Below are 19,716 nucleotides of genomic sequence, written 5' to 3'. Positions count from 1 at the left end.
TTAATCGATTTACCAAAGGCGACGCTGCGTAATATAAGTTCTTAATCTTCTCGAGAGCTGATATGATCATTTTACTTATATTAATTAGTCTTATTGCTTTGTTGTGGGCAGCAAATCAATTAGTCACAGGGGCGGCAGGCATTGCAGCATACTATCGCTTATCACCACTACTGGTCGGCTTTACACTTGTTGCTTTAGGAACTTCCGCTCCAGAAATAGTAATTGCCATCACAGCTTCAATAGAAGGTCTTACGGAGATAACACTAGGGAATGCCATTGGCACAAACATAGCGAATATCGGGCTGGTCTTAGGCTTAACCACGCTTGTAAAGCCTATTCGCATACAATCTACTTTAATGCGTCGAGAATATCCCCTGCTGTTTTTGGTGATGCTTTTTTCCTATTCTTTGATCCTTGATGGCTATTTAGGCATTTTAGATGGTTGCCTGTTACTATTAATATGTTTGGCAATCCTCGGTTATTTTATCGTAGTTACCCGTCAGCAACGTCCTCAAAAACAATTAACCCTGGCATTCCAACAAGCAGCTCTGGGTAAGCATTCAATTAAATCTCATGTCTTAAGCTTTTTACTGGGCTTAATTGTACTTCCCATCAGCTCAAAATATTTAATCAATAGCAGCCTTGTACTTGGACATATGCTGGGAGTAAGTGATCTGATTATAGGCTTGACCCTCATTTCTATAGGCACAAGTTTACCAGAGCTGGTTACCTCAATTATTGCGGTTACAAAAGGAGCAGACGATATTGCTGTGGGAAATATTTTAGGAGCGAATATATTTAATCTGCTCACTGTAATGATTTTTCCAGGAATTATTCACCCAGCTCCCGTAAGCACCACACTGTTATGGCGTGATATCCCCGTCATGTTTATTACAGTAGTTATTCTCTTATGGATGAATTATCGCAATAAACAAAGAATGGCACGATGGCATGGTGGTATTCTGATTTTAATTTATTGCTGTTATATCTTCTCTTTGATTATTGATGCAATGATATAAGACCCCTGTCTCGGCTGAAATGAACTAAGGCCAGATGCTTTGCGGTTGTTGCTGCAGAATTGTAAGGGCAGCAACGGCCTCAGGCTGTCCCGCCTGCGCTGCTTTATTAATCCAATACCAAGCTTTTTTACGGTTTTCGACTACACCCTGTCCATAATAATACATATATCCTATTGCATATTGTGCGTCGCGATTCCCTTTTTTTGCTTCAGGTTTTAAACGGACAAATGCCTGTCGATAATCTTGCACACGAAAACTCTTGATACCCTCTATCAGATTTGAACGAGCTACACAGGCAAACTCAGCGAGAGCTAATATAATGATCAGAGCGATGCGAAGGGAAAAACGCATATTTATTCCTCAATTAGCGGCTTTGCTGGAGCTTCGAAGATTAATTCATTTTTAGGTAAACTTAAACTCTCAAGCGCACCATTATGCAACACAACAATTCCATCAGGTGAAATCCGTTTAATAATGGCACCACCAGGCAAGGAATCTCCAATAGAGTAAACTTTTTCCTGCCCTCCTCCAGTTTTAATAATAACTTGGGAATACTCCTCTTTACTATCATACATAATACCAACTATTTCAGCATCAAGCATAGATTCTTTGATATCAGCATCCGCCAAGTTAGCTGGTACATACTCACCAAATAAGGGTACGGTGAATATAGGGGAGCGACTATGTAACGTTTCTTGTGCAGGTTTTTTTCTATAGGTTGTTGCTACAGTGAGTTGTCTGTCTGATTGAAAAAAATTAATCATTTCCCATAAAAATAAAAAAAAGATAAGAAAAAATAAAACGATAGTGATTAACAATTTGGGATTGTTATAAGCAAAAGAAAGTTTAGTATTTTTCATAAGATACTGCACATTAGCACGATTTTTGCCTGTATCAAATAGTCAACGTTCTATCATCACAGAAAATTAAGGAATATTGCAAGTTTAGTAGGCATTTACCCTGGCTAACAATTAAAGGAATAAACGATGCAAATAGATCAAGAACCACCTTATGTACAACTAGCGACAATGTCACGTTGGTATGTAGTCTCGCGCGCTATTCATGCTGTTGCAAAACTTGGTATAGCTAATCATATGTCTTTAGAACCTATTAAAATTAAAACATTGGCTGAATTGACAGGTACTGTACCTGAATTATTGCAAAGAATACTAAGATTTCTTAGTGCCTATAAAATTTTTCGTTACGAAGGTGATACCTGTGCACTTACTGAGCTATCTCTGCCTCTTCGAGATGATGATCCACACTCCATTCGCGATGTTTTGTGCATGGTTGATGACAGTTGGTGGCAAGCTTTTTCTTGTTTGGATGTTAGCTTAAAAAAAGGACAGCCTGCCTTCTTGCTTCAACATGGGGAAGATTTTTTTAGCTTTTTAGGCAAATACCCCGAGAAGCAAATGAATTTTGACAAAGGGATGGCAAAGTTATCCTCCTACGATGATAGCACCATTGCCAACGCGGTTGATTTTTCTTCTTTTTCACATTTAATTGATATGGGTGGTGGCAGAGGTGGTTTAATAAAAATAATCTCGCAAAAATACCCTCAACTAAGAGTTACTCTATTTGATACACCACATGTCATTAACCAACTGGACAAGAATGACTTTCCAGCGCAAATTAAACGCATTGCCGGGGATTTTCTGCAAGCTATCCCTTCTGCTGATGCCTATATTTTTAAAGGTGTTTTACATGATTTCGATGATGATTTAATGCAACAAATTTTAAGCAATTTACATCAGCAAATGCCTGAAAATGCCACACTTTTCATCGCCGAACAGATCCTTCCTGAATGTGAATCACCTCATCCGAATAAAACAATGGATATTGTTATGATGGTACTTTTGGGAGGCAGACAACGAAATTTGGCTGAATGGCAAAAATCCATTGAACCTGCAGGCTTCATTTACCAGGACAGCTATAAAACCAATTCACTCTTTACCTTGATGAAATTTAAACCTAAAAAATAAGTAGGATAAATTACCATAAGTGGAACGAAAAGATAGCCCTAGAAAAAGAAGATTCAATTTATAACCTATATGTTGTATAATTGGACTATGTAAACTTTTTTTGAAGAATGCTATGTCTAAAGAATTACCTAAATCCAAATGGCATGAGATAAAAAAACAGTCTGAAGTTACGAATCCGCATGCGCCGGTAGATAATGCAACAAGAATCAAAGAGCTCTTTCTTGATACCCAAAAAGGTAGTCCAATTGATACAGTAGAGGAACTTGATGCTCAAGAGTTTAATCTCGGCCCCAAGGATACCCAAATTGAAAAAACAGAGCAGGACGAGTCCGTGCATACCAATAAACCTCGATTGGGCAGTTAATAATCCTTTAGTCAATGATTACAACGGGTGTAAAGAAGACTGCAGAATCCTCCGTGGATCATATTTTTTTTTAAGATTTAACCAGGCATCATAAGAGGAGCCAAAATGATTTTCCCAATACTGGGGCTCCAAATTCTCACCCAGGTACCCTGAAAGATAACGCTTTCCACCCTGGTCAAGGAATAAAGAATCCAGAAAGTATATGGTTTGTAGACATCCTGGAAGTAATTGACAATTTACTCCCGGCGTTAAAATCATTACAGCATAAATTTGCTTGCCCTTTGGAAACATTAAAAATCCTGCCTCAGATTGATTTACAATAGGTACAACTTGTAGCACAGTAGCATAGTAAAGCGGCAGATGAGGCAGAATTTCATCCAGAGAAGTGTTTAATAACTGTTGCGAAATAAAGCATTCATACCAAGGATGCAAAAGATCCCATTGCCCGGTCGTTTTCATGGCTTCGAAACGAGAATCATGGCGATGCAAGTAAGATTCTATTGCTTCATCCTGAGTGTGAAGAAGTTTCCAGGGCTTTAAGGTTGGGTTAATATCATCCAGTGTTGGAGCTTTATTATCAAACTCCTTGCTGATGTGCAACGCATAAAGCCAGTGTGCAAAAGGTAAACGCCTTCCTGCGTCAGTTAATTTTGCGCCTTGAACAGCAGGGGAACAAAAAGTTTCTAAATAATCAGCTTCTTTTTTAGCTTCCTGGATGTCCTGTAACCATCGTTCCTTATCAAGATAAACTAGAAAAAAGGTTCTGACATTTTTTGCACATTGTCGTAGATTAATACAAGCTTTGGTAATCACAGCAAAACGTCCTTGTCCTGATAAACAGGCGCGGAATAGATCAGAGCGAGAATCGACAACGTCTACTTTTCCGTCTGTCGTCATTACTTCCAGCGCTTTCACATGGGAAGTTACACTCCCAAATCTAAAAGACGATGCCCCTATTCCTCCAGCTGAGAGCACTCCCCCTACTGATAAATGACAATTATAAGGAATAACATAAGGACTTTGGGATTTCTGTAATGATTTAGTCAATAAATCGGCCCAGGTTGCATTGGCTTCTATCCAAATGGAATCGCCTTCATGTTCACCAACACCATTTAATTTTTCCAGCTGAACACTTACCCCCCCTCTATTGTTAGCGATTGACCGCACTGGCTTAAGCCATTTCCTCTGAGCGTTAGTGGAAGATAATTTTGGTAAGCGAAGCTTAATAGAAGTTGTAATTTTTCCAGAGATGACGGAATACACACTGCAGTTGGAGATGAATGCATAATCTTGCCAAAATCTTGTGCAAAAAAGGAAAGCGAATACTCATCACTGAGCATCGCTTCACCTATTTCTTTCTCACACTGCTTTATCTGCTGCATACTCCAATGCATTTGCTGCATTTTTATTCCTTTCTTTAGCCAATTGCAGTCGTTTGTTACATGCAAGAATCAATCCATCGAACATTTTATTGAAGGCATCGTAGCAGCGATCAATCATTTTTAATGCTTCACGCCGTATATTAACAGGTACAGGCCATTCGAACAGTTTGCGTTCCATTTCTGCTTCAAAAAGTGCATGTGCCATTTCTACTTCAAGGTGTGAACTTGAGAAGTATTTAAGATTTTTATCCGCACCTGTTTTCTTTACTTGTTTAACTACTTTTTCAAAGAATACATGCCCTGATGATTCTAATGTTAACAATAAAGCGATGTTTATAATTTCGTCTTCCGCTTTATAAATTTCAGACATAATAGCGTAAGCAGCATCGCGTGTTAGTTGAGACTCCTTGCTATATAGCCACGCTACATCATCTTTGTTACAAGAATCATTGTGAGAAACCTTGCCTAAATATTTTTTATCATGCAAGAACCATTTCTCATGACCGGCATCTTCCAATCGATGGTGACGAGCTACCTTTTTCAAATAAGGATCTGTGACTCTTTCTTCATTTAAACGTAAAATGTCCTGGAAGGTCATCGCCCAAAAAGTTAATTCAGGGACAAAATAACTGATTTCCTCTAGATTATCTAATTCAGCCAAGACTTCAAAAAAGGGATGATTCATAAATTCTTGTTGTTTGGAGTCAATATAGGATTGTATAGTTTTCATAATCGTTGCCTCCGAGGCATAATAAAATTTTTACTCACACTAGGTATTGCACTCGGCGTGCCAATATTTTCTACTCTTTGACTCAAAAAACATCAAAAAGACGCTGTTTTTTCCTTATGGGCAGGGGTAAACCTCGGAAAGCGACAAAAAACTGTCTCCGAAAACAGGGTAAATGACAATTTTTTGGCCAATTTAATCGCTTATGTTAAAGAATTTTTTATTTTTGAGTTTAAATTCGCCAAATTTTTGTCATATTGCCTCATTATTTTATTCACCTTTTCCCAATCTATCTCATTTATTGATCTCACTTTTTCACATATTTTATCTAAAACCTCCTGCTGTAGTTCTCCATATGCCTTGGCTGTGGCATAAGGTGTATTGGTAAACATTACCAAAACATGTTTTGAAATATATCGCCCTGGATAACGATGCATTAATTCTTGCTCCAGTTGTTTCTTCAAATTAAATTGTTCATCCCGTATATCCGTTTGTATTTCATGATAATTGTCCATTGACATTTCTGCTACAGCATCCGTATTTACCTTGCGCGCTGTAAAAAAAGCTGGCATTACTTGCTGCCAATTATCCTGATAATTGTCCAAAAGCTCGTTTAAAATGCGGCAATCCTCAAAAGAACTATTCATTCCTTGGCCAAAGAAAGGCACAATACCATGCGCGGCATCACCTATTAATAAACAATGATTACTAACATACCAGGGTGAGCATCTAACTGTACTTAAGTTGCCGGTTGGATGATTAAAAAACTCCCCAATTAAATCAGGCATTGCTTCGTAGGCATCTGGAAATTCTTTTTTAAAGAAAGAGTGAATAGCCATTTCGTTACCAAGCTCAGCAAAGCTGTTCTTGCCTTGAAGAGATAAAAACAATGTTCCTGTAATGGAATTATCACGGTTAGGGTTGCCCAGAAGCATAAACGAATCTCTGGGCCAAAGGTGCAAATGCTCTGGTATAAACTCAGAGGAATTACTGCGCGAAATGGACAATTCTTTATAACCATGGGGTAGAAAATGTCTCGAAGCTCGCACCAGATTTTTTTTAACTAATTCTTCGCGAACAGAAGAACCAGCCCCATCGGCACCAATGACCACCTCATAAGGTTTGGTGATATATTCTTGATTTTTATTGTAAAGTACTAATTTTTTGTCCATTACATCAAGATTTACTAATTTCATATCAAAATGTAAATGAATCCGTGGATTTTTTTCCGCAGCATTAAGTAACAGGGCATTTAACTCACTACGATGGATAGCATTGATATATTCACTGTGGTGACGACCAAACGGCTGAAATTTAATTTCACCATTAGCCTCATGAATTGCTCTTGCTCGCATGGGTACCATTATTTTCTCAACTTCAGGCATTAAATCTACGCCAGCTAATCCGGTAATGCCGCGACAAGATAACGCAAGGTTAATTGAACGACCCCGATCTAGTTTTTCTATTCGAATATCAGGTCTTGATTCAAAAATATCAACTTCATAACCCCGCCTGGCCATATAAAGCGACACCAAGGTTCCAGCCAAACCAGCGCCAATAACGGTCACGCTTTTCATCATTCTCTCCATTGCCATCTCAGTCAATGAAACCAGTTACTCTTAGCCTCATCTATCCCAAGATTTACTATCCTTAATTTTCCATCACTTATATTAGGCAAAGTGATAAGCTAGTATTTAAAGACATCGACCTTGGCGTAAATTAATGCATACCAAAACGCTCCAAATGTAAGAAAGAAGTTCTTTTATTAAATTTCGAACTATTCCATTAATTCCCAGCAAAAATCATACCGGCCCTGAAGAGGGGCAACTGATGAGGAAAATCTATCCTCTTGCGTACAAGCCTCTTGCGGTATTCTGCTGTTCAAGTTGAAATAGTAATTATACTGTGACACCTTCGCCCTTGATCCCATTTCTGCCTACACCCCTGGCTTCTCGTTGAGAGAGGGTTAAGCAAAACAGGTGATTAATTGTTAAGATATCGTTGTAGACTGCGGACGTACCGCGTATAAGCGCAGGAAGTTGATGATAAGCGGGAAATTATTAGTACTTCGGATAACGTTTTAAAAATTCTTTTAAAGCTTCGGGTGTCGCAGGTGGTTTAAAATAATAGCCTTGTGCATAGTCGCAGCCGTGCTGAACAACAAAATTCTTCTGAATCTCGGTTTCTACTCCCTCTGCCAATACCTCCAGGTTTAAGCTGTGCCCAAGGTTAATAATAGCCCTTGCAATAGCGGCGTCATTTTCTTTGTTGACCAACTCACTTATAAAAGAACGATCTATTTTTAATTTATCCACAGGAAATTGCTTGAGGTAAGATAAACTGGAATAACCTGTACCGAAATCATCAATTACCAGCTTCATGCCCATATCTTTTAATTGATACATTGTTTCTACAGCATGCTCGATATCATCTACCAAAAGACTTTCTGTTAACTCAAGTTCTAGATATTTTGCCGATAAGCCTGTTTTTTCCAAAACACCACCAATCACTTCTGGTAATTGACTCTGTCTAAATTGTCTTCCTGAAATATTAACAGCAATAGATAAATCTTTCAGTCCCTGGCGATGCCATGCCAACAGCTGGGTACAAGCCTGCTCTAATACCCATTTACCAATATCAATAATTAAACCATTTTCCTCCGCCATACCAATAAAATCAGCAGGAGAGACTTGTCCCAATAAATGGCTGTTCCAACGTAGCAAGGCTTCAAATCCGACGACTCGACGTTTTTTTAAATTAATCAACGGCTGATAAACCAGATAGAGCTCATTTTTTTTCATTGCGTCATGTAAAGCGTTATTCAATTGCATGTGATTGATAACGCGTTTATTCATTTCCTGCTCAAAAACACGATAGCTGTTACGGCCGCTGTCTTTGGCATGATACATTGATAAATCAGCATTTTTCATTAAAGATTCATAGTCCAGTCCATCCTTTGGATAATAACTAATTCCTATACTGCCAGTTATTTTGAGACTATGTTGATCAATCTGAAATGGTTTTTCGATTAAATGTAAAATTTCTTGAGCCATCTGCTGAGCCTGTACTTCTGAACTCAGCTCAGGTAAAAGAATAACAAACTCATCACCCCCTAATCGAGCCACCGTGTCATAATCATTCGTAGCAATTAGTAAACGATTAGCAACAGCCTGTAGTAATTTATCGCCAATACTGTGCCCCAATGTATCATTAGTCATTTTGAATCGATCTAAGTCCAGAAAGAGAAAGCCTAGCAGGGATTTCTTCTTTTTGGCCTGTAGGATCGCTTGCTCGACCCTATCCATTAAAAGCACACGATTGGGTAACTCTGTTAGCGAATCGTGCGTGGCCTGTCTGACCAGCTGTTTTTCCATTTCGCGACGCTGAGTAATATCATTTATAATTCCTATAAAATGTCTGATTTTTCCGAAAGAATCACTGACTGGCGCAACACTTAATTCAGACCAATACATCTCACCATTACGTCGATAGCTTTCAAGTTCAACCGTTTCCTCTCGCTGCTCCCGAATGGCCAATTCAACTCGCTTTTGGTTAACCTGATCAATTTTAGAGCCAATAATTTGTGAAATGCTTTGTCCTATAATTTGTTTTTGGTTGTATCCTGTGATGCGTTCGAAGGCCTTGTTGACGTATATGATGGGTTGATCTTTTTTAGTGATATCAATTATAGCTACACCATGAGTACTGGCCTCAATTGCTCTTTCACGAATACGTAATTCATCGTCTGCCATCATTTTTTGAGTCACATCGCGAAAGCTGTAGACCCGACCTACAATCTCTGAGCCAACACGTTGCGGTTGAGTATAACGCTCAAATATTCGACCATCTTTAAAGTGCAGTAAGGGTAGCTCTCCTTGCCATTCCGGATTTTCATAAAGGTATTGAACATCTGCAATAACTGCTGCGGGATTACTCAACTGCTCTAGAATATATTCAAATCCTATACTTTCTGTACCTGATTCAAGCATATAAGAAGGAATACGCCACATTTCAACAAATTTCTGATTCCAATCGACAACCTGACCTTTGCCGTTTACCATCATAATGCCATCGGCCGTAGACTCCAAAGTGGCTCGCAGCAAAGAGAGCGATTTTTCCAGCTCTACATTTTTCTCAAGTATCTCACTGGTTTCAATTTTAATGTTCTTAGAAAGCGGAGCATTGACTGAACGCTGAAACTCCGGTTGATTGTGATACCATTTTTCCAGCAGTGAGGACAACTCAGGGGTAAAAGAAATAATCCCCAATTCTTCACAAATATTGGTTAGGGAGGGCTCCTTCCCCTGCTGTCTTACAGATTCAGCCGCAGAGGCAACTTTTTCATAACTAATTTCTTGCCTACGCATTAATCCCTCACTAGAATGACGCTTTCATAGCGTTTTTTTATTAAAAACCTGTACAAGTAATTATTCAACGCATTTTATTAGAATATTATACACTGCTCTTGTACTTTTTGCCGGACATGCAACTTAAGAGGGGAATCCATGGACAAAACTCATTTTGACACACGTGCAATTCATGCTGGACAACAACCTGATCCCAGCACTGGTGCAGTAATGACCCCAATTTATGCCACTTCAACTTATCGCCAGGTAGCGCCTGGCGTGCACCAGGGTTACGAGTATTCTAGAACGCATAATCCAACTCGTAAAGCCTATGAAGATTGTGTAGCCAGTCTTGAGTCTGGTCAAAAAGGTTTTGCCTTCGCCTCAGGTATGGCGGCCATAAATACGGTCATTGATCTTTTAGATGCAGGAGATCATGTCATTGCAACGGATGATCTTTATGGCGGAACTTTCAGACTATTCGATAAAGTGAAAACGCGCACATCTAATTTGTCCTTTTCTTTTGTTGATATGAAAGATATCAACAAAATAGAGGCAGCAATTCGTCCTCAAACCAAAATGATTTGGGTGGAAACTCCCTCCAATCCCATGTTAAAATTAGCCAATTTACGTGAAATTTCATCAGTCGCCAGGCGTCACAATCTGATTTCAGTTGCGGATAATACTTTTGCTACTCCGTGGATTCAGCGCCCAATTGAACTTGGCTTTGATCTCGTTTTACATTCAGCGACCAAGTATTTAAATGGTCATTCCGATGTTGTAGGTGGTGTAGTTGTTGTTGGCGATAGTCCAGCTTTAAGTGAAAAACTGGCTTTTTTGCAGAATTCTTGTGGTGGAATAGCCGGACCTTTTGACAGTTTTCTGGTATTAAGAAGTTTAAAGACCCTCTCTGTAAGAATGCAACGCCATTGTGAAAATGCCAATGCTCTGGCGCAATGGCTTGAAAAACACCCTGGTATCTCAAAAGTTATTTATCCCGGTTTGGCCAGTCATCCTCAACATCAATTAGCACAAGAGCAAATGCATGCGTTTGGCGGTATGATTTCCATGGTAGTCAAAGGCGCTTTGGAAACAGCCACGCGATTTTTATCACGCTGCGAGTTATTTACTCTGGCAGAAAGCTTAGGTGGTGTAGAAAGCTTGATTGAACACCCTGCTATAATGACGCACGCTTCTGTTCCACCTGAAACTCGAAAAGTATTAGGGATTGAAGATGGCTTTATCAGACTTTCTGTTGGTATCGAACATATCGATGATTTAATCGCTGACTTAAGCTATGCATTAAAAGCCTAGAATTAAGATGCTCCTCTGAGAACTTAACTTTTTGTGGTAAACAGGTTTATTAGGAATAATGTCTATTCGTTTTAAATGGAGAAAATAGTGGAGAATGCAAAAGCCTCTGGGGGCCAGTTTTATGGAATCGCCGCCATAATTATACTGGTTCTCACTACTTTTCTGGGTTTTATCCCCATTCTTTTCATAGGGATATTAAAATTTTTCCCCAATCGCCGCTGGAAAATTTTATGCACAAAATGCGTGGATTCAATTGCCAGTTTGTGGAATACCATCAATAATGCCTATATTAATCGCACGCAAAAAATTGTCTGGGAAGTTAATGGACTGGAGGGGCTCCATCGTAAAAACTGGTATTTAGTCATCGCTAATCATCAAAGTTGGCTTGATATTGTGGTTTTACAGCGGCTTTTTAACCGCAAAACTCCAGTATTAAAATTTTTTATTAAAGACCAATTAAAATGGATACCTTTTTTAGGATTTGCCTGGTGGGCCATGGGATGTCCTTTTATGAAACGCTACTCAAAGGCGTACCTTGAGAAGAAACCTCATAAAAAAGGTAAAGATTTGCAAGCTACTCGTAAAGCTGTTGAATTATTTAAGCATACACCAGCTGCCGTTATGAGCTTTGTTGAAGGAACACGCTTCAGTTCACAAAAAAGAAAACAACAGCAATCACCCTATCAATTTTTATTAAAACCGAAAGCAGGTGGTATCAGTTTTGTGATTAGTGCAATGGGACAGCAATTTACCAGTTTACTGGACGTTACTATTATTTACTCAAATAAATATTCTTTATGGGATTTCTTATGTCGAAGAATTAATGCAATTAAAGTTCATGTCAGACACCTCCCTATTCCTAAACAATTTATTAATTCTTCCCTGGTTGAAAATGAAAGTGTACAGGAAGAATTTAGAGTCTGGCTAAATAATAGTTGGCAAGAAAAAGATAATTTAATCGCTAGTTTTAAAGCCTGAATCACTTTAGTTGCTATTAAACGATGGGGGTCGTTTTCGACCCACGCACCCCTCATGCGCCGCCTCAATAATCATCGAAATGCTGATCAAATCTACTTTACTGGCTCACCTAAAGAACTCTGAAAATCTCTCATTTAGTACCTTCATATGTACAAAAAGAAAATAATTTATGAAAAATGAGCAAATTTAAGAATACCTTAATATTCTGATGTTAGAGTCCAGTTTTAGTGTTGTTTTTAATTGTTGTATGATTGAAGTTAATATTTGGCTATCCACCACAAAACTTTTCGGCAAAAAATTAAGTAACCACGGCATCTTAGCCGGTTTTTTTGCAAGTGGCGAAGAAAATGTCGGACATGTAAATTTTCAACTCGAGATAAATGAGACTGCAGAATATTATTCTGCTGTGGAAAAAAATCCTCATGATTTAATCATGTCTAAAACCTTTGGTATACTCCCTGAGTCTACAGAGAGAGGCTACGCACAAAAGCCTGTTCGTACCATTTCCTATACTCACAGCTTTTGGCCAAAGACCACCCCCACCGATCGGGATTTTCTACAGGATTGTATGAGTCTATGCCATTTTCGCAAGCCAACCACAGGGGTCGAAAGCAAGCTGGCTACTCATCAGAGTGACATGAAGAGGGAAAATAGCCCTCATTCTATTAAGGTTATTCGACATCACCAGGTTAAAAAAGATTTTGCTTTACTGGAAATTGAAGCTTTAAAGGAACATCTTCTCTCCTTGTCCGTCCAGGAAACAGTATTAACCGCGGAATTGGCTAATTATCCAACCTTCCAAAACAGAGTTGAGCAATTAACAACGGAGATGGCCACTCTTCTCGAAAAAAAGCAGATTATCAGCTCATCCTTTGAAAACAACTGTAACACCCTACAACAAGAGATAGCAGCAGTAAAAGAACACATTAAAAGTAACCTGAGTACATTTAATTTTCTTGAAAAAAAATTAAACTATTTTGAGAAATTAACTCATCCAGATGAAAAAACAAAGACAGACAGAAAATCTGTAGAAATAAAGCAGAGAGCGGTAAGTGATACGCTACAACAATTAGCTCATCAAGTAAGCTTACTAGAAGATAATTTAACTCTGCTTAAAAGTAATTATGACCAAGAAATGAAGGCATGTCAGGATAAGTTGGATATAACAGCGAAAGGTATTACTTATTATGAAAATTCTTTAAAACAGTGCCTTAACAAACTGAATGGTAAAAATCAGGATGATCTTAAACAGTTACAAGCGGATATTAAGCAAAAAAAGGAGCTTTTAGAGCGGATGGAAAACAGCTTTAAGACTTTCCGAATAACGAAAGGCAAGCATCCTAATCACTCCATTGAATTACCCACAAGCGACAGTGGCTTGCCATTTCATATTAATGAGCGGGCTGTACTGGAAGCAATGGAGAAAGAGAAGTCAAAACGCTACTCCCTAGTGAATAACAACTGCGCAAGTAGCGCAAAAAGATGCATTCTTGCGGGGATTAATGCCACGTTAAGAGAGCATTTGAAAAGAGAATGTGGCTTATCAGATAAATTTTTTAAAATTAAAAAAGTTGAAACAAGTAACTCGCTAGGTGAATGGGCAATAAGATTGCAAGCGGGGCTTACTGACCTTAACTTTCCAAAGCCCAAACCAAAACTTAAAGCGAGTTCTCTTTAGCGTACAGAGCAATAGCCATTCCTTCTGTATCAAGAATAATAGCTCTAAAATCATAGGGGCCAATTTTAAGCACTTGACTGACTTGTGCTGATGTAGCCTCACAGAATTGATCCTGTGGAATAAGAAATAAAGTAGCCATTGAAGATTAAACTAGCAGTAAAAATCTAAATACCATTGAACAAAACGGGCCACGCCTTCTCGAAAATCTGTTTTAGGTAAATACCCTAACTCCTCTCTTAGCCGCTGAGTATCCGCATGAGTTGATAGGACATCTCCTGCCTGCATTGGCATAAACTCTTTGATTGCCTTTTTACCTGTAGCCTCTTCAATAGCCTCAATATAATCCATTAAATTTACTGGATTGCCGCACCCGATGTTATAAATTTTATAAGGAGCATAACTACCCGCTGCACTGGGAGCATCGGCAGACCATGAGGCGTCAGCAGCAGCCGGTGTATCAATGGCCAAAGTAATACCCGCGATAATATCATCAATATAAGTGAAATCACGTTGCATTTGCCCATGATTGTAAACCTTAATAGGATTGCCTGCCAAAATATCACGCGTAAAGGAAAAAAAGGCCATATCAGGTCTTCCCCAGGGTCCATACACGGTAAAAAACCGTAATCCTGTAGTGGGTAGCTGATAGAGATGGGAATAGGAATGAGCTATCAACTCATTTGCTTTTTTAGTGGCGGCATAAATAGTCAGAGGATGATTAACTGCATCCGTTTCTTTATAAGGTTGAGTAGCATTCGCTCCATAAACAGAACTTGTAGAGGCATAAACCAAATGTTTAATATGATGATGACGACAAGCCTCAATAATATTGGTAAATCCAACCACATTGGATTGTATATAAGCATGAGGATTGGTTAAGGAGTAGCGGACACCTGCTTGTGCTGCCAAATTTACCACTCGCTCAGGGCTATGTTGAATAAATACCTCATTGATGGCTGCTGCATCAGCAATATCTACAGGATAAAATTGAAAATTGGGATAGTTATGTAGCAACTCAAGACGCGCTTGTTTTAAACGAACATCATAATAATCAGTAAGATTATCAACAGCAATCACGGTATCGCCACATTCCAGACGGAATTTTGCCAAATGAAAACCAATAAAACCTGCAGCACCCGTAATTAACAAACGCATAGTTCACCCACCATTCTTTAAATTGTGAAGGAGTATACTCGCTATATCACTCAGTGAAAACTCGAAGCTTTAAAGCATCCTATACCATTTCTATAATGCCTTCGTTTCGCTATACTAGATTGCTAGTTTATTTGCTAATAATACCTATGAATTCACTACAAACAACAATTGAGCTTGGCTTTGAGCAACGACAGGAATTATCACCCGATACAGCCTCTAAAGAAATTATTGAAGCAGTAGATGAGGTAATCGAAGGATTAGATCAGGGACATTATCGTGTTGCTGAAAAAATCAATGAGCAGTGGGTAGTTCATCAATGGATCAAAAAAGCCGTACTTCTTTCCTTCAAATTAAATTCAAACCAGATAATGGATGCCGGATTTTGCAAATTTTATGATAAAGTCCCCCTTAAATTTTCAACCTACCAAACCCATGAGTTTGAACAAACTGGGGCGCGCGTAGTTCCTCATGCGATGGTAAGACGAGGTGCTTTTATTGGTAAAAATACGGTTTTGATGCCCTCTTATGTGAATATTGGCGCCTATATTGATGAGGGTGTCATGGTTGACACTTGGGCAACCGTTGGTTCTTGCGCACAAATCGGTAAAAATGTGCATTTATCCGGTGGTGCAGGTATTGGCGGCGTGCTGGAACCTTTACAAGCCAATCCTACCATCATTGAGGATAACTGCTTTATTGGTGCACGCTCGGAGGTTGTTGAAGGCGTTATTGTTGAGCGCGACTCAGTCCTATCCATGGGTGTGTTTCTGGGGCAGAGTACAAAAATTTATAATCGGTTAACCGATACCATTAGTTATGGACGTATTCCTGCAGGCTCAGTGGTCGTTCCCGGCAACATGCCAGGCGAAGAAGGACGCTATAGCCTTTATTGTGCGGTGATTGTTAAACAAGTTGATGAGAAAACACGTGCCAAAGTCAGTATTAATGAGTTATTAAGAGATATTAAATAGCATGCATACTGTTAAATCACTGCTTGCCAAACTGGTGGGTTTTCCTTCCGTTACCCCTTTTGACAGGGGCTGCCAGAATTATATGATTCGTTTTTTTGAACAACTTGGCTTTCAATGCTACCGCTTTGATAACCCTCCTGTTGCTAATTTTTTTGCCCAACTTGGAAATACTGACCCTTTGCTGATTTTTGCCGGACATACCGATGTTGTTCCTGTGGGTGAAACCAGCAAATGGCATACGGAACCATTCCTCCTACAGGAAGAGGATGGAATGCTCTACGGACGAGGAACGGCTGATATGAAAGGCAGTCTTGCCGCGATGATGGTTATGGCAGAACGCTTTGTCTATCAACACCCTAAATTTTCAGGAAGTCTTGGGTTTTTAATTACCAGCGGGGAGGAAGGAGACGACTTTGCTCTTGGCACCCCTTATATAATGTCTGAACTAATAAAGCTTAATGTCAGGCCCAAGTTTTGTATTGTAGGAGAACCTTCCAGTAGCTCATCTCTAGGCGATGTGATTAAAATTGGTCGCCGAGGGTCGCTCACAGGTCGATTAAGTTTACACGGTAAACAGGGACATGTAGCTTATCCTCATCTCGCTGAAAATCCTATTCATACTATTAGTCCCGTGTTGGCCGAATTAACCGGAAGAGTTTGGGATAAAGGTAATGCGCATTTTCCTCCCACCTCCTTACAAATTACCCATATCAATGCAGGGGGACAGGCTGGCAATATTATCCCTGGTGAGTTAACACTTCAGTTTAATTTTCGCTTTTCAACAGAACAAACAGCAAATGGCTTAAAAAAAGCAGTAGAGGATTGTTTTCATCATTATAGATTACAGCCTGATATTCATTGGCAATTAAATGGTGAGCCTTTTCTAACAGCAAAAGGTCAACTATTAGATAGTTGTGTAAAAGCCATCCAACAGGTTACTGACAGAACACCAGAATTATCCACTGGTGGCGGCACCTCAGATGGTCGTTTTATTGCTCCTTACGGTGTAGAAGTCATTGAGCTCGGCCCAACTAATGCAACCATTCATCAAGTGAATGAATGCGTGTCTTTAAAAGATTTAGAAGATTTAACTCTAATTTACCAAATTATTTGTGAAGAGATTTTATCTAAAGCTTAAAAAAAATGTTGGTCTTAGTTTAACCAACTCTCTAATTAATTCGACAAAATAAAGGCGTGGATAGCCTCATCCAGCCACCACCCCTGTGTGAATAACCTCCTCCGTCTCAGCTTTTTCATTCACTACTTTGGCTACACAAGAATCAGACCAGACATTTAGGGCTGTTTCTAGCATATCTATCAAGCTGTAGAAGGGTAAGATAATCCCTAATAACGTAATAGGTACATTCATACTGGCCAACAAACTGGCACTTAAGAAAAAGCATCCCATGGGAACACCAGCATTGCCTATTGCAGCAATTGTTGAAATTACAACCCATAGTCCCATCATAGGCAATGAGATTTCGATGCCATGATTTTGCATAAGGTAAATAACGGTTGCAAAAATAAATGCGGCACAACCATTCATATTCAAGCTCGTGCAAAGAGGCAGTACAAAACGACTAATTTCAGGCTTAACATTTAAATTTTTCTCGGCGGTTTCCATTGTTATCGGCAAAGTACCTACCGATGACTTGGAAAAAAAGGCCACTGATAATGCTGGAAGCATACCTTTAAGAGCCGCAAAAGGCTTAATACCCTGGGATTTAAGCCACAAGGGTAAAATAATAAAGCCTTGAATTAAATTCGCTAACACAATAATTAGTAAATATTCTCCTATGCCTTTAATCGCCATCCCTTCACGCAATTGCACTACGGTTGTTGCGATAAAGCCGTACAAACCCACAGGAATAATAGCAATGACCCAACCGGTAATGACCATGAATAAGCCATGAGCCCCGCGGAAAAATTGGGTGATAGTATGTCTTGCTTCGGCTTCAGGAATAAAGCGAATGGCAATCCCAATCACAATTCCCATCAATAATACCCCCATGACTTGATGCTCAAGAAAAGGGGAGAGGATAGAAGAAGGAATTAAGTTAGCCACATGTTGAAAATAACCAAGTTGATTGGTTTCTGGCGTGGCAGTATGTTGGTTGATGACATTTACCATACCGGGATGAATAAGAATATAGAGAACACAACTCACTGCTGCTGCTACCAACGTCGTACCCAGCGTATAAGACATTGCGCGGCTCCAGACTTTTCGCATGACTCCATCTGCACGATAGTTGGATAAGGTGACAATAATTGACAAAGCAATAATGGGAAGACTTATGCACTTGAAAATTTTAATAAAAACATCCGCAATAAATAAACCGAAAATTTTTAAGACCGTAATATCAGAATAACCACTGAGAATGCCTAGAACAATCATAATGGCGTATAAAAAAGGAGTATTTAGCCATTGCTTTTTTTGAGAAGAGTGTCGGGCGCACATGAGAAGTACCTTAAAATAGTTAACGTGACTTAAACGAAGAACGAGAAATTAGCAACAACAGCAGCAGCAGCATATTGAAAAGAAAACTGCGTGGGAAAAAGCTGCGTGAGAAAGTTGTAAATTGTCGTTCATAGCCACCATTTTAGGTAATTTTTTGCACATTGAGTACACATTTTAACATACTCAACATTCAGGTCAAGACTTATCATCGTTAAAATGCAACTGCCTTTGTTTTAAACGAATAATTCGCTGATAAGCTTCTTCAATACGGTCTTTTAGAATTTTGCGTGCATGAACTAATTTTTCTATGTGATCAATGATCTCATAAGGTGTAACGTTTCCTAATTGATTTGCAAAAATAAGCATATCTGCACCAGCATTAATAGTTAAACAAAGCGCCTCCTCCATGGAATAATGTTTGGAAATAGCATGCATTTGCAAATCATCACTGATTATTACACCGTTAAAACCAAGTTCTTGTCGCAGTAGAGTCGTTAAGATGCATTTGGACAAAGTAGCAGGCAGACCGCTTGGATCTAATTGACGATTAACAACATGAGCTGTCATAACCATGGCTGGATCAGTATCCCTGCTAGAAACAATACGATAAGGTTCCAATTCATTTAATTGAAATGTCTCGGTAACATCAACAAATCCCTCATGAGTATCACCCACTGCACTGCCATGACCAGGAAAATGTTTATAACAACAAGTGATTTTATGTTGGGCAAAGATTTCAACAAATTGGCTTGCCAAGTTTACCACTTGCTCAGGGCGAGCAGAAAAACTTCGTTTTAATTTACCAATGATGCCCTGCTCCTGATTTAAAGCGAGATCAACAACAGGGGCAAAATTCAAATTAAATCCAAGCTCCTGAAGAGTACTTGCCATCTTTTGTACTTCAGTTTGAAAATTTATGAGCGAGAATGTGGCCAATTCTGCCGGGCTCACTGTTTTTGTACAACCCTCAATATACTTTAAACGATCTACAGCCCCACCTTCATAATCAATCGCAACAAAAAGCGGTGGCGTCTCTTTACCTAAAGACGTATTCGCCTGTTGGAGCTGTTCCGTTAATTGTTGAATTTGCGCACGATGAACAAGATTTTTCCCTTGCCGCTGTTGAATAAGGTCATAATCAAATAGCAAAACGCCTCCAAGACTATTATCCCTTAGCCATTCCTTTATTGGGCTGGTTTCACTAATAACGGTGCCAGAAAAACCTATAATCAACATTTGAGCAATTTGTTGTCGTAAAGTGGCCATCTTGTCGCGCCTTCTCAATTCAGAAGGAAACGATAATACAAGTTCACAGAACCCAAGGAAAGTCCATTGTAAC

The 19,716-nt window shown here is 39.2% G+C and carries 19 protein-coding genes; 8 read left to right on the top strand and 11 right to left on the bottom strand.

Annotated features, from left to right (window positions below):
* The first annotated feature begins 62 nt into the window (after positions 1-62).
* Entirely contained in the window at positions 63-1,019 is a 957-nt protein-coding gene (locus clem_RS04945) for a calcium/sodium antiporter (RefSeq protein WP_094090609.1), read from the top strand.
* A 24-nt stretch (positions 1,020-1,043) separates the two neighbouring features.
* On the opposite strand, the gene clem_RS04940 is transcribed toward clem_RS04945, so the two are convergent.
* Complete coding sequence (locus clem_RS04940) at positions 1,044-1,370, bottom strand: tetratricopeptide repeat protein (protein ID WP_094090608.1); 327 nt, start codon at positions 1,368-1,370, stop codon at positions 1,044-1,046.
* A gap of 2 nt (positions 1,371-1,372) precedes the next feature.
* Positions 1,373-1,879, bottom strand: coding sequence for a type II secretion system protein N (locus tag clem_RS04935; RefSeq protein ID WP_094090607.1), 507 nt, complete (start codon positions 1,877-1,879; stop codon positions 1,373-1,375).
* Positions 1,880-2,005: 126 nt separating this feature from the next.
* Between clem_RS04935 and clem_RS04930 the strand changes: the two genes are divergently transcribed.
* Both clem_RS04930 and clem_RS04925 read left to right on the top strand, forming a co-directional pair.
* Positions 2,006-3,004 (top strand): methyltransferase, encoded by a 999-nt coding sequence (locus clem_RS04930; RefSeq protein ID WP_094090606.1) that lies wholly within the window; start codon positions 2,006-2,008, stop codon positions 3,002-3,004.
* A 112-nt stretch (positions 3,005-3,116) separates the two neighbouring features.
* A complete protein-coding gene (locus tag clem_RS04925) occupies positions 3,117-3,368 on the top strand; it encodes a hypothetical protein (protein ID WP_094090605.1) in 252 nt (83 codons plus the stop codon).
* A gap of 18 nt (positions 3,369-3,386) precedes the next feature.
* Here clem_RS04925 and clem_RS04920 read toward each other — a convergent pair whose 3' ends face one another.
* The 5 genes from clem_RS04920 to clem_RS04905 form a co-directional block, all read right to left on the bottom strand.
* Positions 3,387-4,535, bottom strand: a complete 1,149-nt coding sequence (locus tag clem_RS04920; protein ID WP_232505568.1) for an FAD-binding protein — start codon at positions 4,533-4,535, stop codon at positions 3,387-3,389.
* Positions 4,502-4,771 (bottom strand): hypothetical protein, encoded by a 270-nt coding sequence (locus clem_RS15070; protein ID WP_232505567.1) that lies wholly within the window; start codon positions 4,769-4,771, stop codon positions 4,502-4,504. Before clem_RS15070 ends, clem_RS04920 begins: the two co-directional genes overlap by 34 nt.
* Entirely contained in the window at positions 4,728-5,480 is a 753-nt protein-coding gene (locus clem_RS04915) for a hypothetical protein (protein ID WP_094090604.1), read from the bottom strand. The genes clem_RS15070 and clem_RS04915 overlap by 44 nt, the downstream gene beginning before the upstream one ends.
* 200 nt (positions 5,481-5,680) lie before the next feature.
* A complete protein-coding gene (locus clem_RS04910) occupies positions 5,681-7,054 on the bottom strand; it encodes an FAD-dependent oxidoreductase (protein ID WP_094090603.1) in 1,374 nt (457 codons plus the stop codon).
* Between the two features lie 483 nt (positions 7,055-7,537).
* On the bottom strand, positions 7,538-9,844 hold the full coding sequence (locus tag clem_RS04905) for an EAL domain-containing protein (RefSeq protein WP_094090602.1): 2,307 nt from the start codon (positions 9,842-9,844) through the stop codon (positions 7,538-7,540).
* Positions 9,845-9,982: 138 nt separating this feature from the next.
* Here clem_RS04905 and clem_RS04900 point away from each other — a divergent pair, with 138 nt between their 5' ends.
* The 3 genes from clem_RS04900 (at position 9,983) to clem_RS04890 (ending at position 13,793) form a co-directional block, all read left to right on the top strand.
* Positions 9,983-11,137, top strand: a complete 1,155-nt coding sequence (locus clem_RS04900) for a cystathionine gamma-synthase (RefSeq protein ID WP_094090601.1) — start codon at positions 9,983-9,985, stop codon at positions 11,135-11,137.
* An 87-nt stretch (positions 11,138-11,224) separates the two neighbouring features.
* Entirely contained in the window at positions 11,225-12,115 is an 891-nt protein-coding gene (locus clem_RS04895; RefSeq protein WP_094090600.1) for an acyltransferase, read from the top strand.
* A gap of 208 nt (positions 12,116-12,323) precedes the next feature.
* Positions 12,324-13,793, top strand: coding sequence for a hypothetical protein (locus clem_RS04890; RefSeq protein WP_094090599.1), 1,470 nt, complete (start codon positions 12,324-12,326; stop codon positions 13,791-13,793).
* Here the strand turns inward: clem_RS04890 and clem_RS14775 are convergent.
* Both clem_RS14775 and clem_RS04885 read right to left on the bottom strand, forming a co-directional pair.
* Positions 13,774-13,932, bottom strand: a complete 159-nt coding sequence (locus clem_RS14775; RefSeq protein ID WP_157698182.1) for a hypothetical protein — start codon at positions 13,930-13,932, stop codon at positions 13,774-13,776. The two genes, clem_RS04890 and clem_RS14775, sit on opposite strands and share 20 nt — an antisense overlap.
* 11 nt (positions 13,933-13,943) lie before the next feature.
* A complete protein-coding gene (locus clem_RS04885) occupies positions 13,944-14,948 on the bottom strand; it encodes an NAD-dependent epimerase (RefSeq protein WP_094090598.1) in 1,005 nt (334 codons plus the stop codon).
* Between the two features lie 146 nt (positions 14,949-15,094).
* Between clem_RS04885 and dapD the strand changes: the two genes are divergently transcribed.
* Both dapD and dapE read left to right on the top strand, forming a co-directional pair.
* A complete protein-coding gene (dapD, locus tag clem_RS04880; RefSeq protein ID WP_094092271.1) occupies positions 15,095-15,919 on the top strand; it encodes a 2,3,4,5-tetrahydropyridine-2,6-dicarboxylate N-succinyltransferase in 825 nt (274 codons plus the stop codon).
* A gap of 1 nt (position 15,920) precedes the next feature.
* Entirely contained in the window at positions 15,921-17,057 is a 1,137-nt protein-coding gene (dapE, locus tag clem_RS04875) for a succinyl-diaminopimelate desuccinylase (protein ID WP_094090597.1), read from the top strand.
* Positions 17,058-17,123: 66 nt separating this feature from the next.
* Here the strand turns inward: dapE and clem_RS04870 are convergent, their stop codons facing one another.
* Both clem_RS04870 and clem_RS04865 read right to left on the bottom strand, forming a co-directional pair.
* Positions 17,124-18,377 (bottom strand): dicarboxylate/amino acid:cation symporter, encoded by a 1,254-nt coding sequence (locus clem_RS04870; RefSeq protein ID WP_094090596.1) that lies wholly within the window; start codon positions 18,375-18,377, stop codon positions 17,124-17,126.
* Between the two features lie 195 nt (positions 18,378-18,572).
* Positions 18,573-19,643, bottom strand: coding sequence for a glycoside hydrolase family 3 N-terminal domain-containing protein (locus tag clem_RS04865; RefSeq protein ID WP_094090595.1), 1,071 nt, complete (start codon positions 19,641-19,643; stop codon positions 18,573-18,575).
* Between the last annotated feature and the right edge of the window lie 73 nt (positions 19,644-19,716).

It is taken from the genome of Legionella clemsonensis (assembly GCF_002240035.1).
Taxonomy (GTDB): domain Bacteria; phylum Pseudomonadota; class Gammaproteobacteria; order Legionellales; family Legionellaceae; genus Tatlockia; species Tatlockia clemsonensis.
The sequence above is the reverse complement of the archived record's forward strand: the minus strand, read 5'-3'. Positions and strand labels throughout refer to the sequence as shown.

Bases quoted from the DNA above. Each gene is read 5' to 3' on its own strand.
- clem_RS04945 (WP_094090609.1), top strand. From the start codon at position 63: ATGATCATTTTACTTATATTAATTAGTCTTATTGCTTTGTTGTGGGCA.
- clem_RS04940 (WP_094090608.1), bottom strand. From the start codon at position 1,370: ATGCGTTTTTCCCTTCGCATCGCTCTGATCATTATATTAGCTCTCGCT.
- clem_RS04935 (WP_094090607.1), bottom strand. From the start codon at position 1,879: ATGAAAAATACTAAACTTTCTTTTGCTTATAACAATCCCAAATTGTTA.
- clem_RS04930 (WP_094090606.1), top strand. From the start codon at position 2,006: ATGCAAATAGATCAAGAACCACCTTATGTACAACTAGCGACAATGTCA.
- clem_RS04925 (WP_094090605.1), top strand. From the start codon at position 3,117: ATGTCTAAAGAATTACCTAAATCCAAATGGCATGAGATAAAAAAACAG.
- clem_RS15070 (WP_232505567.1), bottom strand. From the start codon at position 4,771: ATGCAGCAAATGCATTGGAGTATGCAGCAGATAAAGCAGTGTGAGAAA.
- clem_RS04915 (WP_094090604.1), bottom strand. From the start codon at position 5,480: ATGAAAACTATACAATCCTATATTGACTCCAAACAACAAGAATTTATG.
- clem_RS04910 (WP_094090603.1), bottom strand. From the start codon at position 7,054: ATGAAAAGCGTGACCGTTATTGGCGCTGGTTTGGCTGGAACCTTGGTG.
- clem_RS04905 (WP_094090602.1), bottom strand. From the start codon at position 9,844: ATGCGTAGGCAAGAAATTAGTTATGAAAAAGTTGCCTCTGCGGCTGAA.
- clem_RS04900 (WP_094090601.1), top strand. From the start codon at position 9,983: ATGGACAAAACTCATTTTGACACACGTGCAATTCATGCTGGACAACAA.
- clem_RS04890 (WP_094090599.1), top strand. From the start codon at position 12,324: ATGTTAGAGTCCAGTTTTAGTGTTGTTTTTAATTGTTGTATGATTGAA.
- clem_RS14775 (WP_157698182.1), bottom strand. From the start codon at position 13,932: ATGGCTACTTTATTTCTTATTCCACAGGATCAATTCTGTGAGGCTACA.
- clem_RS04885 (WP_094090598.1), bottom strand. From the start codon at position 14,948: ATGCGTTTGTTAATTACGGGTGCTGCAGGTTTTATTGGTTTTCATTTG.
- dapD (WP_094092271.1), top strand. From the start codon at position 15,095: ATGAATTCACTACAAACAACAATTGAGCTTGGCTTTGAGCAACGACAG.
- dapE (WP_094090597.1), top strand. From the start codon at position 15,921: ATGCATACTGTTAAATCACTGCTTGCCAAACTGGTGGGTTTTCCTTCC.
- clem_RS04870 (WP_094090596.1), bottom strand. From the start codon at position 18,377: ATGTGCGCCCGACACTCTTCTCAAAAAAAGCAATGGCTAAATACTCCT.
- clem_RS04865 (WP_094090595.1), bottom strand. From the start codon at position 19,643: ATGGCCACTTTACGACAACAAATTGCTCAAATGTTGATTATAGGTTTT.